This is a genomic window from Escherichia albertii (assembly GCF_028622335.1).
Lineage (GTDB): Bacteria > Pseudomonadota > Gammaproteobacteria > Enterobacterales > Enterobacteriaceae > Escherichia > Escherichia albertii.
In genome coordinates this window covers 967940-982667 of the sequence record NZ_CP117568.1, presented here as the reverse complement: position 1 = coordinate 982667, position 14728 = coordinate 967940, and the positions used below count along the sequence as shown (strand labels likewise).

Below are 14728 nucleotides of genomic sequence, written 5' to 3'. Positions count from 1 at the left end.
CTGTTAATCTGTCAGGGAGAGCTCTCCCTAACAGTAGCAGAAATCCGCATCTCTATATTTATGTATTAACTTCCACGATAGGTTGAATATCCATATTGGCTGAGTAACAAAGGCACGTGATAATGTTCGTTAACTTTATTAATATGAAATTCAACGGGGATTTCGGGGAAGAAACTTTCAAGATTTTGTTTCTTGAAATATTCTCCTGTTTTAAATACAACACGGTAATCTCCCGTCGCCGCAGTCTGTTCAGGCCACAGCGCTTTAATTCGCCCATCGTTATCCGTTTTGGCTGAATTGAGTTGTAACCAGCCATTTTCAGATTTCTTTTCAAGAGTGACAGTCACATCAGCAGCAGGTTTTCCTGTCTGCTGGTTCAAAATATGCACGCTAAGGATGTTCTGTTGTGCGGCATAGGTTAAAGAAGGTAATGAAAATGCAGCAGTTGCCACTGATAGTAGAAAATAACGTTTTAGCATTTTTATATCCTTGTCATGTGAAAGAGCTTTGAAGATAACGAAAAAGTTCTGGAGTTACCTTACAGAAACATTACAATTTTGTAATGATGTAGGTGGTTTCTATAACATATGACTTATGGCATATTATTTTCATGAAAATTCTACTTATTGAAGATAATCAAAGAACCCAGGAATGGGTAACACAAGGGCTATCGGAAGCGGGATATGTCATTGACGCTGTTTCCGATGGTCGGGACGGGTTATATCTTGCGCTGAAGGATGATTATGCGCTGATCATTCTTGATATTATGCTCCCGGGAATGGACGGCTGGCAGATCTTACAAACTTTACGAACGGCAAAGAAAACCCCTGTTATTTGCCTGACGGCAAGAGATTCTGTTGATGACAGAGTCAGAGGACTGGATAGTGGGGCAAATGATTATCTGGTGAAACCTTTTTCATTTTCTGAGTTACTGGCAAGAGTCAGGGCGCAATTGAGACAACATCACGCTCTGAATTCAACATTAGAAATCAGTGGATTGAAAATGGACTCAGTAAGTCAAAATGTGAGCAGGGATAATGTAAATATCACTCTGACGCGTAAGGAGTTTCAGTTGCTTTGGCTATTGGCATCCAGAGCAGGCGAAATTATACCCAGAACAGTTATTGCGAGTGAAGTCTGGGGGATTAATTTCGATAGTGATACCAATACGGTAGATGTTGCCATTCGCAGGCTTCGCGCGAAGGTTGATGATCCTTTTAATGAAAAGTTAATTGCAACGATCAGAGGGATGGGATATTCATTAGTTGCGGTAAAAAAATAATGAAAAGATTATCTATAACAGTCCGCTTAACTTTGCTTTTTATATTATTGCTATCTGTTGCTGGCTCTGGGATCGTATGGACCCTCTATAGCGGTCTGGCGAGTGAGTTGAAATGGAGAGACGATACTACATTGATTAACCGGACAGCGCAGATCAAGCAATTGTTAATTGATGGCGTAAATCCTGATACATTGCCCGTGTACTTTAACCGGATGATGGATGTTAGCCAGGATATATTGATCATCCATGGTACTGGTATCAATAAAATAGTTAACCGTACAAATGTTAACAATGATATGTTAAATAACATACCTGCTTCTGAGACGATAAGTATTGCTGGTATTTATCGAAGTATTATCAACGATACAGAGATAGATGCATTACGAATTAATATTGATGAGGTTACGCCATCATTAACGGTTACTGTGGCTAAATTGGCCTCAGCACGACATAACATGCTTGAACAATATAAAATTAACAGCATTATAATTTGTGTTGTCACCATTATCTTGTGTTCGGTGTTGAGTCCGATTTTAATTAAAACGGGATTGCGGGACATAAAAAAGTTGTGCGGTGTAACTGAAAACATGAATTATAACGATATCAGTGAACCTGTTGAGACCAGTTCATTACCTGGTGAACTTAAGCCTCTTGGGCAAGCGCTGAATAAGATGCATCAGGCGTTAGTAAAAGATTTTGAACGACTTAGCCAATTTGCTGACGATCTTGCTCATGAACTTAGAACGCCAATTAATGCATTACTTGGTCAGAATCAGGTAACGCTCAGTCAAACGAGAAGTCTTTCTGAATACCAAAAAACAATTGCCGGAAATATTGAGGAATTAGAAAACATCTCCAGATTAACAGAGAATATATTATTTCTGGCAAGGGCACAGAAAAGTAATGTCTTGATTAATTTTGAATTACTTTCTCTTAAAAGAGAAGTTGAAAATCTAATCGATTATCTTGAGTATCTTTCTGACGAGAAAGATATTCATTTTAAGATTGACTGTGATCGGCAAATATATGCTGATAAAATTTTGCTACAACGAATGTTATCGAATCTTATTGTTAATGCTATTCGATATTCACCAGAAAAATCACTTATTTATATAGCAAGCTTTCTTGATGAAAATAGCTATCTCAATATTGATATCGCCAGCCATGGAGCCAGAATTAATGAACCAGAAAAACTCTTCCGCAGATTCTGGCGAGGTGATAATTCGCGCCATTCCGTAGGTCATGGACTTGGGCTATCTTTAGTCAAAGCGATTGCTGAATTGCATGGTGGAAGTGCTACGTACCATTATATAAATAACAACAATGTGTTCCGAATTATTTTACCGCAAAGAAACTAACTTATGGCAAGCATTATTCATATCTAAATATGAAGTTAAAATGAAACCGCAGTCACGCTCTGAACGTTAACGTGCTGCGGTTAATTATTCGCTTAAATTAACACGTAACGGGCATTAGTCCGCGTAAACCGCCAACATTTCCTGGGCAGCCAGTTTACCTAACGCATTCGCTGCGAAAGGACTGTCGCCAGTCAGAAGTTTACGGTCTTTATGAACCCGTCCGGTGATATCATCATTGACGATGTTCATTCCCATTTTCTTCAGTTCTTCACCGAAGTACCAGGTCAGATGGCCTGGCATATAGCCAATTTCTGGCGTTTGTTTGTCTGCAGCGTCCGGGAATGCACAAATGGAATAACCGTTCAGTGGGTTATCGCCCTGGCGAAGCGCCAGAAAAGCTGCCGGACCATGGCAAAGGGAGATAACAAAACGATCATTTTCGATAGCCCACTGCAGAGCGGCGGCTACGTCTTCACTTTCTGGCAAACCGATGAGTGCACCATGACCACCGGGAACAAAGATCGCTGCATATTCGCTGTCTGCGTTCAGGCTGGCGACAACATCCGCTAATTTCTTCGGATTGCGGAACAAAGATTTGTGTTGCTCAAAAAATGGCATCACTTTTTCATCTTTGTGCGGCATAGCCCAATATTCAAACTTCGTCATCAGGCCGGAAATGGTCGCAACTTCGAATTCGAAACCCGCCGCATGTAGATGATATAATGGCAGCAACGTTTCAATCGGATGATTGCCCGTTGAGAAGAGTTTGCCGTTATCAGTCGGCAAATAGCGTTCATCAGCGGCGATCACCAGAATTTTGTGCTTACCGCTATACGGTTTTGGATAGTCAACGCCATCGAGATCAGAAACTGGGCTGGTATATTGGCTGAGCGAATATTCTGAAGGAAAGAATGCATTATCTTCGGCAATGTCAACCTGTGGATTTTTACTTGTTTGAACAGTCATAGTGTATTCCTTATTGTTACTTTGGTAAGTTCGTCACTATATTCGCGACTGAGCTGGTCGCTATCTTTAACCAGAAAGGAAAATGGAGTCAATATATCGAAAGCGGTAGGTAAGGGCAGTGAATATGTAATGATGATGTTGCACTGATGATGAATATTGAACACACTGATTTTTCCTTATCGAGTTAAATAATCTCAGGTAGCATCAGCTTATTTTAGTTCATTTTTCAGAAAAGATGAGATTGACCCTTCGGTGGCGCAATCTTCAATTGTGATATGTGATGCATTGAGGTGCAGTAGAAGGGGAAAAATGGGGAGAATCATGGCACACGTTTTCTTTGGGTATGAAACCCGTTAAGTTCATAATTTCTCCGGTTGTGGTGGATATTGTACGTTAAGAAAATAATGCTGCTATTGCTGGGTATTTGGAGATGATAAAAAGCCTGAGTTCGATGAGAAACGAACCCAGGCCATATTACAATTTTCATTAACGTGTTTAGCAACGCGTTAGCTGATTAGAACTGGTAAACTAAACCTACAGCTACGATATCATCGGTAGCGATGCCGTTTTCTTTGTAGAAATTATCGTCGTTGTCCAGCAGGTTGATTTTGTAATCAACATAGGTGGACATATTTTTGTTGAAGTAGTAGGTAGCGCCAATATCAACGTATTTAACCAGACTTTTGTTGGCGTAATGATGATTACCCTTGCTATCGTAGTTATCACTACTTACACCGCCTAAATCCTTACCTTTAGATTGCAGGTAAGCGATGGACGGGCGCAGACCAAAGTCGAACTGGTACTGTGCAACAACTTCAAAGTTCTGAGTTTTGTTAGCAATAGCATCAGCATCACCGTAACCAGTCATGTTACGAGTTTCAGCATACATGGTTGCTAAGTAAACGTTATTAGCGTCGTATTTAGCACCAACGGTCCATGCTTCAGCCGTTTCACCGCCAGCAGTTGCATCGAAGCGGTCGCCATCACGAGTATTATGGGTACCTTTATGGACCTGCCTATCGGTACGGTCTGAGTTAGAATAAGCTGCACCCAGACTTAAACCGAAGTCAAAGTCGTAGGAAGTGGACATACCGAAGCCGTCGCCATTTTCTTTGGTAATGCCACGTCCTTTACCATTACCAGAACCTTCCTGGCCGAATGGACCACTGCTTTCATTGTTACCCTGATATTGCAGAGCGAAGTTCAGACCATCAACCTGACCAAAGAAACCATTGTTACGATAGGTAGCAACGTTGTTAGCACGACCATTCATGAAATTGTCGGCGCCAGCGTAGGTATCACCACCAAATTCTGGCAGCATATCGGTCCAGGCTTCAACGTCATAAACGACACCGTAGTTACGACCATAGTCGAAGGTACCGTTCTGACCAAAACCTAAACCCGCAAATGCGAGACGAGTAGCAGTATTGCCCTTATCACTTTCAGGGCCGTTTGCACCAATGTTGAATTCCCACTGACCGTAACCCGTGAACTGGTCAGCGATTTGGGTTTCGCCTTTGAAACCAATACGAGCATATGACATGTCGCCATCGCTACTAGAATCATCAGAGAAGTAGTGCAGACCATCTACTTTTCCGTACAAATCCAGTTTATTACCATCTTTATTATAGACTTCAGCCGCATTTGCTGCGCCAGCAACTAATAACGCCGGGACCAGCATTGCCAGAACTTTTCTTTTCATTATGTATTCCCTTGTGATTATAATCTTCATGAATATATCAATAAGTGCCGTTATCCAATAAAAAGCACATTTGGATACTATTCTATGAAGTTCATTTTATTTTAAAGATTACATGTAACAAATGTATTTAAAAGATTTCAAAATGTTTCTATTTTATTTAATATAATTCACGCATATAGGTTATAGATACAATTATTCAGCGTAATTATATAATTATATCAGTGTGTTATTGTTTTCTTGAATTGATAGGCCATGTCAATGTTATTTGCAATGAAGACCTGATGTGATCTGGCGCACATTAATAAAAGCATAAAAAAAGCCGGCATCATGCCGGCCAAAAAATGAAATAAGACGATAAAAGGCTAATAACGTAAGTATCATGACACAGAAAACAAAAAAGAGATAATCGTATTCAATGCGAATATATTCAATAGAAGAATAAATTAATTTATCTCAGCCATGAAGAAAATGCTCTCGCATTTGTTTTTTCAGCAATTATTGCTCCCGGGTAAGAATAATATATTTGTTCAAAAAATGAGTAAGACTTGACTGACTCATCCGATATGGAAAAATGTGACATTTGTCACATAAAATAGCTAAGAGTGATTTTGGGTATCTCAAATGGAGCGCGTTTCGACAACGATGGAAGAGAGACTCTCTCGTAGCCCTGGGGGCAAACTGGCTTTATGGGCTTTCTATACATGGTGCGGCTATTTCGTCTGGGCAATGGCACGTTACGTTTGGGTGATGAGCCGAATCCCGGATGCACCCGTTTCGGGGTTTGAAAGTGATTTAGGCTCTACTGCGGGGAAGTTGTTAGGTGCGTTAGTGGGCTTTTTATTTATGGCCCTGGTTGGGGCGTTATTAGGCGGCATTGCCTGGTATACCCGCCCGCGGCCTGTACGTAGCAGACGCTATGAATAAAAACTGCTAAGGTTGCGATTCATTTGTAACGGGGCGCATATGGACTTACATCACTGGCAGACACAATTTGAAACCTGGTTGAAACGCCATCATCAACACCAGGATGCCGCCCACGATCTGTATCATTTTCGCCGCGTCTGGGCAACGGCACAGAAACTGGCGTCTGATGAAGTTGTAGATATGCTGGTGATTTTAACGGCGTGTTATTTTCATGACATCGTCAGTCTGGCGAAAAATCATCCGCAGCGGCAACGTTCCTCAATACTGGCGTCAGAGGAGACGCGTCGCATCCTGCGTGATGAGTTTGCCGATTTTCCGCCAGAGAAAATAGATGCCGTTTGCCATGCTATTGCTGCGCACAGTTTCAGCGCACAAATCGCACCTTTAACGGCGGAAGCCAAAATTGTCCAGGATGCGGACAGGCTGGAAGCCTTAGGCGCAATAGGTCTGGCGCGGGTGTTTGCGGTTTCTGGTTCGTTGGGCGTGGAACTGTTTGATGGCGAAGATCCATTTGCGCAGCATCGTTCGCTCGACGATAAACGCTATGCGCTGGATCATTTCCAGACCAAGCTGTTGAAATTACCGCTGACGATGCAAACGGCAAAAGGCAAAATGCTGGCGCAGCATAACGCCCGTTTTCTGGTTGAGTTTATGGCCAGGTTAAGCGCGGAGTTGTCAGGTGAATATGAGAAGATAGACCACGACGTGATTCGTGCGTTTTCTCCGGCAGACTGACCCGTGGCCCCTAAACCGATGTAAATATGTTAACCTGTCGGCCATCTCATATGGCCGGTTAAATCTATGCAGGAAAATATTTCAGTAACCGATTCATACAGCACCGGGAATGCCGTACAGGCAATGCTGGAGAAGCTGCTGCAAATTTATGATGTTAAAACGCTGGTGGCGCAACTTAATAGTGTAGGTGAGAACCACTGGAGCGCAGCGATTTTAAAACGAGCTCTGGCGAATGATTCGGCATGGCACCGTTTAAGTGAAAGAGAGTTTACTCATCTGCAAACGCTGTTACCTAAACCGCCAGCGCATCATCCACACTATGCGTTTCGCTTTATCGATCTGTTTGCCGGAATTGGCGGCATTCGGCGCGGGTTTGAGTCGATAGGGGGTCAGTGCGTATTTACCAGCGAATGGAACAAACATGCGGTGCGCACCTATAAAGCTAACTATTATTGCGATCCGGCGACACATCACTTTAATGAAGACATCCGCGACATCACCCTGAGCCATAAAGAGGGCGTGAGTGATGCTGCCGCGGCGGAGCATATCCGCCAGCACATACCTGAACACGATGTTTTACTGGCCGGTTTTCCTTGCCAGCCATTTTCTCTGGCTGGCGTATCGAAAAAGAACTCACTTGGTCGTGCGCACGGTTTTGCCTGCGATACCCAGGGGACATTGTTCTTTGATGTGGCGCGCATCATTGATGCTCGTCGTCCGGCGATTTTTGTGCTCGAAAACGTCAAAAACCTGAAAAGTCATGACCAGGGCAAAACATTTCGCATCATCATGCAGACGCTGGACGAACTGGGCTATGACGTCGCCGATGCAGAAGATAACGGCCCGGACGATCCGAAAATCATCGACGGTAAACATTTTTTGCCACAGCACCGTGAACGCATTGTGCTGGTAGGCTTCCGTCGCGATCTTAATTTGAAAGCCGGTTTTACTCTGCGTGATATCAACCAGTGTTTTTCAACGCAGCGAGTGACATTAGCACAGTTGCTGGACCCGGTGGTCGAAGCGAAATATATCCTGACGCCGGTGCTGTGGAAGTATCTTTATCGCTATGCGAAAAAACATCAGGCGCGTGGTAATGGCTTTGGTTACGGAATGGTTTATCCGAATAACCCGCAAAGCGTTACTCGTACGCTTTCTGCACGGTATTACAAAGATGGCGCGGAAATTTTAATCGATCGCGGCTGGGATATGGCAACGGGCGAGAGAGATTTTGACGATCCGCAGAATCAGCAACATCGTCCACGTCGGCTAACCCCTCGCGAATGCGCACGTTTGATGGGTTTTGAAGCGCCGCATGAAGCGAAATTCCGCATTCCGGTTTCTGATACCCAGGCTTATCGCCAGTTCGGTAACTCGGTGGTTGTCCCGGTGTTTGCCGCGGTGGCAAAACTGCTTGAGCCAAAAATCAAACAGGCGGTAGCGTTGCGTCAACAAGAGGCACAACATGGCCGACGTTCACGATAAGGCCACACGTAGTAAAAATATGCGCGCGATCGCCACGCGCGATACGGCTATTGAGAAGCGTCTTGCCAGCCTGTTAACTGAGCAAGGGCTGGCGTTTCGCGTTCAGGATGCCGCTCTGCCCGGACGACCAGATTTTGTCCTTGATGAATATCGCTGTGTGATATTTACCCACGGTTGCTTCTGGCATCATCATCACTGCTATCTGTTTAAAGTTCCTGCCACACGAACCGAATTCTGGCTGGAGAAGATCGGTAAAAACGTTGAGCGCGATCGTCGTGATATCAGCCGATTGCAGGAACTCGGCTGGCGTGTATTGATTATCTGGGAGTGTGCATTACGTGGGCGCGAGAAGTTGACGGATGCGGCGCTTACCGAGCGTCTGGAAGAGTGGATCTGCGGCGAGGGAGCCAGCGCGCAGATCGACTCTTTGGGAATTCATTTACTCGCGTGATGCGTCTTGTATAACTGGCGCGACGACAGGTTTCGCAGGGAAGAGATATTTCCCCAATGTGACCAGCACCACCGCGAAGACAATCACGCCCAGCGCCAGCCATTCAATCTTCGACAGCGTTTCGCCACCCAGTCCCGTTCCCAGTAATACCGCGACAATGGGGTTAACGTAAGCATAGCTGGTAGCCAGTGCAGGACTGACATTACGGATTAAATACATATAAGCGTTGATCGCGATGATTGAGCCAAACAGCGCCAGATAACCGACAGCCAGGAAACCAGAAACAGAAGGAACCACCGTCAGTTTCTCACCTGCAATCATTGAGGCGAGCATGAGCGCCACGCCTGCCGCCAGCATTTCAATTGCGCCCGCCATCATCCCCACTGGCAGGGTAATGCGCGAGCCATAAACTGAACCGAACGCCCAACTTACAGAACCGATTAAAATCAGAATAGCGCCCCATGGGTTACCGCTTAAGTTACCACCGCTGTTAAGCATGACGATCCCGGCAAGCCCAATGGCGATGCCGAGCCATTCCAGTTTACGCGTTTTAATGCCAAATAAACGGCTGAAGCAGAGGGTAAAGAGCGGAACGGTGGCGACGACCACCGCAGCAATACCTGAAGGAACATTTTGATGTTCAGCCACCGTTACCATACCGTTGCCGACAGCCAGCAACAATAAGCCAATCAGCGCGGCGTTGAGCAGTGGGCGCAGTGGCGGCAATTTATGTCCACGCAATAATAAAAAGGCCATCAATAAAATGCCCGCAGCCAGAAATCGCACGCCCGCCATCATTAACGGCGGCCAGCTTTCCACCCCAATCCGAATGACAAAATAAGTCGAGCCCCAAATGATATACAACGCAAACAGCGAGCCCAAAAGCGGTAACAACTGGCGGAAACGCATAATCCCTCACGGTAGAAATAAAAAGGTGGTTCATAGTAAACGTTAAAATCATTCTACAGGCGAGAGATATAATTACGTTTGATTGTTAAAAAAATGTTGACCCCGCGAAGCCAGTATCAGGCAAGCCGATTTTGCTTCATACTTAGCGCGTCAATGATAAAAATGAGAGGGAATGCTTTTGGCCGGGAGTAGTTTACTGACGTTACTCGATGATATCGCCACTTTGCTGGACGATATTTCCGTGATGGGCAAGCTGGCGGCGAAGAAAACCGCTGGTGTATTAGGGGATGACTTGTCGCTCAATGCGCAACAAGTTTCAGGCGTACGCGCCAACCGGGAATTACCCGTGGTCTGGGGCGTGGCGAAAGGATCGCTGATCAATAAAGTGATTCTGGTGCCGCTGGCGCTGATCATCAGCGCTTTTATCCCGTGGGCGATTACGCCATTGTTGATGGTTGGCGGCGCGTTTCTCTGCTTTGAAGGCGCAGAGAAAGTGCTGCATATGCTGGAGGCGCGTAAGCATAAAGGCGATCCGGCACAGAGTCAGCAGCGCCTGGAGAAACTGGCTGCACAAGACCCGATGAAGTTTGAAAAAGACAAAATAAAAGGGGCGATTCGCACTGATTTTATTTTGTCTGCGGAAATCGTCGCTATCACGCTGGGGATTGTGGCAGAAGCGCCGTTGCTCAATCAGGTACTGGTGCTTTCAGGGATTGCACTGGTGGTAACGATAGGCGTGTACGGGCTGGTAGGCATTATCGTTAAGATAGATGATTTGGGGTACTGGCTGGCAGAAAAGTCCAGTACGCTAATGCAGGCGATGGGGAAAGGGTTACTCATTATCGCTCCCTGGTTGATGAAAGCATTATCCATTGTCGGGACGCTGGCAATGTTTCTGGTGGGCGGCGGCATTGTGGTGCATGGCATCGCGCCGTTACATCATGCTATAGAGCAGTTCGCCGGGCAGCAGAGCGCCCTGATGGCGATGATATTACCGACTGTTTTAAATCTGATTCTTGGTTTTATTATCGGTGGTATCGTGGTGCTGGGAGTGAAAGCTGTAGCAAAACTACGCGGTCAGGCTCATTAATAATCGCTTCTGACTATTATGCAAAATTCGTCATCCTCGACTAAGGTGAACAAGTTTCACTCGAAAAAAGGAGGCGAGTATGAGTTTTATGGTTAGCGAGGAAGTGACGGTAAAAGAGGGCGGCCCGCGGATGATTGTTACCGGGTATTCCAGCGGCATGGTTGAGTGTCGCTGGTATGACGGTTACGGCGTCAAACGGGAAGCTTTTCATGAAACCGAACTTGTTCCGGGAGAGGAATACCGTTCACCGGACGAAGTTTAAAAGCGTATAATTAATCAAAAATAGCCGGATGGGGCGTTCGCGCCGTATCCGGCTATTGTGCTGGCGTTTGCATTGAATGCCTGATGCGGCGCTGGCGCGTCTTATTATGCCTGCGTTGTGAAAATATCGTCGTTTGGCGACGCTATCGCCATGTTATGCCAGAATCATAGAAAAGCAGGTTGGGAGTCGTCAGGGTGTTGCACGAGATAAAAACAGAAAAACAGAGCTGGTTGAAGAAGCTCGCACGCCGTCTGGGACCAGGTCATGTCGTTAATCTCTGTTTTATCGTCGTGTTACTCTTTTCCACCTTGCTCACCTGGCGTGAAGTTGTGGTGCTTGAAGATGCTTATATTTCCAGCCAGCGTAATCATCTGGAGAACGTCGCCAGCGCGTTGGATAAACAACTGCAATATAACGTTGATAAACTGATGTTTCTGCGTAACGGGATGCGCGAAGCCCTCGTTGCGCCGCTCGATTTTACCTCTTTGCGCAATGCTGTTACCGAGTTCGAACAACGGCGCGACGAACATGCCTGGCAGATCGAACTCAACAGACGACGCACTTTGCCGGTTAACGGCATCTCGGATGCTCTGGTTAGTCAGGGAAGTCTGCTCTCCCGCGAGAATAACTCTCTTGATAACGAAATTACCGCTGCGCTGGAAGTTGGCTACTTACTGCGTCTGGCGCACAACTCCTCGTCGATGGTCGAACAGGCGATGTATGTTTCACGTGCTGGATTTTACGTTTCGACGCAGCCGACACTGTTTATGCGTGATGTGCCTACGCGTTACTACGAGTTTGTCACCCAACCCTGGTTTATCGGGCACTCGCAGCGGGAAAATCGCCAGCGCGCAGTACGTTGGTTTACCTCACAGCCAGTGCTATCCAGCCACACTGAGCCACAGGTTACCGTTAGTGTTCCGGTCGACAGCGATAACTACTGGTATGGTGTATTGGGGATGAGTATTCCCGTGCGTTCAATGCAGCAATTTTTAAAAAACGCCATTGATAAAAACCTCGATGGCGAATATCAACTCTATGACAGTAAACTGAAATTGCTGACCTCATCTAACCCGGAGCAATCGGCTGCAGATCTCTTTGAGCCTCGAGAACTGGCATCGCTGGCGCAGGCGATGGAACACGATACGCGTGGCGGCATTCGGATGGACAGTCGCTATGTCAGCTGGGAACGGCTGGATCATTTCGATGGTGTTTTGGTGCGAATTCACACGCTTAGCGAAGGCGTACGCGGAGATTTTGGCAGTATCAGCATTGCCTTAACTCTGCTGTGGGCGCTCTTCACCACCATGTTACTTATCTCCTGGTATGTTATTCGGCGGATGGTGAGCAATATGTTTGTTCTGCAAAGTTCACTGCAATGGCAGGCCTGGCACGATACCTTAACCCGGTTGTATAACCGTGGCGCACTGTTTGAAAAAGCACGCCCGCTTGCCAAACTGTGTCAGACACACAAACATCCCTTTTCTATTATTCAGGTCGACCTTGACCATTTTAAAGCGATTAACGACCGCTTTGGTCATCAGGCTGGCGATCGCGTGTTGTCACATGCCGCCGGGTTAATCAGTCATTCATTGCGTGCCCAGGATGTCGCCGGACGAGTTGGCGGCGAAGAATTTTGCGTAGTTCTGCCAGGGACTAATCTGGCGCAGGCAAAAGACGTCGCCGAACGTATTCGCCTGAAGCTGAATGAGAAAGAGATGTTGATTGCCAAGAGCACGACAATACGTATCAGTGCCTCGCTGGGAGTCAGTAGCAGCGAGGAAACCGGTGATTATGATTTTGAACAATTACAGTCGCTGGCCGACCGTCGGCTGTATCTTGCAAAACAAGCCGGGCGCAATCGGGTCTGTGCGAGCGATAACCCTTAACGCTCAGAGAAAAAATGATCTAACCCTTCGTGCCAGCCTTCGGGGCCTTCTCGCTGTGTACGCCAGACACGGAGCGGGTCTTCGTTTTGCAGATGTACGCCTTCACGGTTCAGCCCTTTTACAACTACAGCGTAATCCATCACTTCCAGTAACGGCGCATCATTAGGCCCGTCACCTAATCCGAGCGTTGTCGGGCGTTTGCCGCTGAGTTGTTGATATGTCGCGATAATCCAGTTTGCCGCCTGAGCTTTCCCGACAGAAGCGTCAAGCACATGCCAGAAACGGGCGCCCTGAACAAACTGCAACTCCTGCTCGTTCAGGCGTGCGGTAAATTGCGTCATTCGCTCATCACTGTCGCGCCAGATGAGTGTTTCCGACGCTTCATGTCGCTGCGTCAGCGCAGCCTGGCTGCGGCTTAATCCTGTCCATTCGGCAATAGTCGCGTCATCGACATCATCAAAGGTCGTGAATTTGAAATGCTCTTTCTCGCGCAGTGAATTTAACACCAGGTTGATTTCACCATGGGTAATGCCAGAAATGATGTGCGGAAAATCATCCAGATTTTGCCATTGTTCAGCAAGCTGGATCACCGCGCCATTTTCGGCAATCAGCGGCAACCCATGCAACCCCAACGTTTTTTGCAGGTATCGCATTTCAGCCGATGTTTTACTGCTACAGAGAATCACGGGAACGCCAGCTTCCCGTAATCGATTCAACCACGGGGCGGCTGGCTGCCAGTCGTAACTGTGAATGTCCAACAGGGTGCCATCGAGGTCAGTGAAAATCAGTAGCGGTTGATGAATTGAAAGCATGGTTGCGCAGCGCCCTCTACCAGGATGTTTCCTAAAACAGCACGATTTGTATCTGAGCATTTTTCGGGAGCGATCCCGCTCGCAGCAGGGCCCGTAAGGGGTGACGAAAGTCACAATTCCATTCATTAATGACGTTAATCATTCATATAAAGAATATTTCCTTGTCAGCGAAAAAAATTGCGGATAAGGTGATGAACACATCAGATTTCCTGGTGTAACGAATTTTTTAAGTGCTTCTTGCTTAAGCAAGTTTCATCCCGACCCGTACAAGGGTCGGGATTTTTTTTATACCGCGTTTAGCGATTGACTTCAGAGACGCTAAAGTCATGAACATCCAGTTCAAAGGCATCGGCTAATTCACGCCATGTATGGTATTCACGACCATCAACGCTGACGTGTTCCGAATCGCGCTGACTGCGATGAACTTCGCTTTCGCTAATTTCATTGATTGCCGCCAGCAGGGCATCGACATCGACGTTGACCTCACGTTTTGCGGTTTTCATCATCTTTCCTCGCAATCGTTACTCATGTGTTGTCGCCAGCCGTTATGTCGGCCAGGCATTTCTTAAGTATAGACCGTCGAGAAAATCAGCACTCGGGTGTGCCCGGCGCTGCCAGAAAAACGAAATTGTTCTACACTGGCTCCAAAGCCACAGGAGGAAAACGATGAAGGTGAATGATCGGGTAACAGTCAAAACGGATGGCGGTCCACGTCGTCCTGGCGTGGTACTGGCAGTTGAGGAATTTAGTGAAGGCACAATGTACCTGGTTTCGCTGGAAGACTACCCGCTCGGCATCTGGTTCTTTAATGAAGCAGGGCATCAGGACGGTATCTTTGTGGAGAAAGCCGAGTAGTTTCAGTC

16 protein-coding genes are annotated in these 14728 nt (G+C 46.5%); 10 read left to right on the top strand and 6 right to left on the bottom strand.

Annotated features, from left to right (window positions below):
- Nucleotides 1-65 precede the first annotated feature (65 nt).
- Nucleotides 66-479 carry a hydroxyisourate hydrolase gene (hiuH, locus tag PS053_RS04845; RefSeq protein WP_000920114.1) on the bottom strand — a complete coding sequence of 138 codons (414 nt, stop codon included), beginning with the start codon at nt 477-479 and terminating at the stop codon, nt 66-68.
- A 131-nt stretch (nt 480-610) separates the two neighbouring features.
- On the opposite strand from hiuH, the gene hprR reads away from it, so the two are divergent.
- A complete protein-coding gene (hprR, locus tag PS053_RS04840) occupies nt 611-1282 on the top strand; it encodes a response regulator transcription factor HprR (protein WP_000698220.1) in 672 nt (223 codons plus the stop codon).
- Nucleotides 1282-2640, top strand: coding sequence for a heavy metal sensor histidine kinase (locus PS053_RS04835; RefSeq protein ID WP_000826804.1), 1359 nt, complete (start codon nt 1282-1284; stop codon nt 2638-2640). The genes hprR and PS053_RS04835 overlap by 1 nt, the downstream gene beginning before the upstream one ends.
- 114 nt (nt 2641-2754) lie before the next feature.
- Here the strand turns inward: PS053_RS04835 and hchA are convergent, their stop codons facing one another.
- Both hchA and ompC read right to left on the bottom strand, forming a co-directional pair.
- Nucleotides 2755-3606, bottom strand: a complete 852-nt coding sequence (hchA, locus tag PS053_RS04830) for a glyoxalase III HchA (protein WP_000218231.1) — start codon at nt 3604-3606, stop codon at nt 2755-2757.
- A 514-nt stretch (nt 3607-4120) separates the two neighbouring features.
- On the bottom strand, nt 4121-5308 hold the full coding sequence (gene ompC / locus PS053_RS04825) for a porin OmpC (protein ID WP_059227206.1): 1188 nt from the start codon (nt 5306-5308) through the stop codon (nt 4121-4123).
- A gap of 642 nt (nt 5309-5950) precedes the next feature.
- On the opposite strand from ompC, the gene drpB reads away from it, so the two are divergent.
- The 4 genes from drpB to vsr all read left to right on the top strand — a co-directional run bounded on the left by drpB (nt 5951) and on the right by vsr (nt 8903).
- Nucleotides 5951-6232 (top strand): cell division protein DrpB, encoded by a 282-nt coding sequence (gene drpB, locus PS053_RS04820; RefSeq protein ID WP_010342205.1) that lies wholly within the window; start codon nt 5951-5953, stop codon nt 6230-6232.
- A gap of 39 nt (nt 6233-6271) precedes the next feature.
- Nucleotides 6272-6967 carry a phosphohydrolase gene (locus tag PS053_RS04815; RefSeq protein WP_256878923.1) on the top strand — a complete coding sequence of 232 codons (696 nt, stop codon included), beginning with the start codon at nt 6272-6274 and terminating at the stop codon, nt 6965-6967.
- Nucleotides 6968-7033: 66 nt separating this feature from the next.
- Nucleotides 7034-8452, top strand: a complete 1419-nt coding sequence (gene dcm, locus PS053_RS04810) for a DNA-cytosine methyltransferase (protein ID WP_256878924.1) — start codon at nt 7034-7036, stop codon at nt 8450-8452.
- The gene (gene vsr, locus PS053_RS04805) at nt 8433-8903 is read left to right on the top strand and encodes a VSPR family DNA mismatch endonuclease (protein ID WP_000785986.1); all 471 of its coding nucleotides are present in this window, start codon (nt 8433-8435) and stop codon (nt 8901-8903) included. The genes dcm and vsr overlap by 20 nt, the downstream gene beginning before the upstream one ends.
- Here the strand turns inward: vsr and yedA are convergent.
- Complete coding sequence (yedA, locus tag PS053_RS04800; RefSeq protein ID WP_256878925.1) at nt 8892-9812, bottom strand: drug/metabolite exporter YedA; 921 nt, start codon at nt 9810-9812, stop codon at nt 8892-8894. The genes vsr and yedA overlap by 12 nt on opposite strands.
- Before the next feature lie 172 nt (nt 9813-9984).
- Here yedA and PS053_RS04795 point away from each other — a divergent pair, with 172 nt between their 5' ends.
- From PS053_RS04795 to dgcQ, 3 genes are all read left to right on the top strand, one after another.
- Complete coding sequence (locus tag PS053_RS04795; protein ID WP_000922698.1) at nt 9985-10902, top strand: DUF808 domain-containing protein; 918 nt, start codon at nt 9985-9987, stop codon at nt 10900-10902.
- Between the two features lie 79 nt (nt 10903-10981).
- Nucleotides 10982-11164: a YodC family protein gene (locus PS053_RS04790; RefSeq protein ID WP_000009304.1), complete on the top strand. Its 183-nt coding sequence runs from the start codon at nt 10982-10984 to the stop codon at nt 11162-11164.
- A 194-nt stretch (nt 11165-11358) separates the two neighbouring features.
- Complete coding sequence (dgcQ, locus tag PS053_RS04785) at nt 11359-13053, top strand: cellulose biosynthesis regulator diguanylate cyclase DgcQ (RefSeq protein ID WP_059234925.1); 1695 nt, start codon at nt 11359-11361, stop codon at nt 13051-13053.
- Here dgcQ and PS053_RS04780 read toward each other — a convergent pair.
- Both PS053_RS04780 and PS053_RS04775 read right to left on the bottom strand, forming a co-directional pair.
- On the bottom strand, nt 13050-13865 hold the full coding sequence (locus PS053_RS04780) for a mannosyl-3-phosphoglycerate phosphatase-related protein (protein WP_059217807.1): 816 nt from the start codon (nt 13863-13865) through the stop codon (nt 13050-13052). The genes dgcQ and PS053_RS04780 overlap by 4 nt on opposite strands.
- Nucleotides 13866-14161: 296 nt before the next feature.
- Nucleotides 14162-14371 (bottom strand): DUF2525 domain-containing protein, encoded by a 210-nt coding sequence (locus PS053_RS04775; protein WP_085949842.1) that lies wholly within the window; start codon nt 14369-14371, stop codon nt 14162-14164.
- A 160-nt stretch (nt 14372-14531) separates the two neighbouring features.
- Between PS053_RS04775 and dsrB the strand changes: the two genes are divergently transcribed.
- Nucleotides 14532-14720: a protein DsrB gene (gene dsrB, locus PS053_RS04770; RefSeq protein WP_000867217.1), complete on the top strand. Its 189-nt coding sequence runs from the start codon at nt 14532-14534 to the stop codon at nt 14718-14720.
- Nucleotides 14721-14728: the final 8 nt, after the last annotated feature.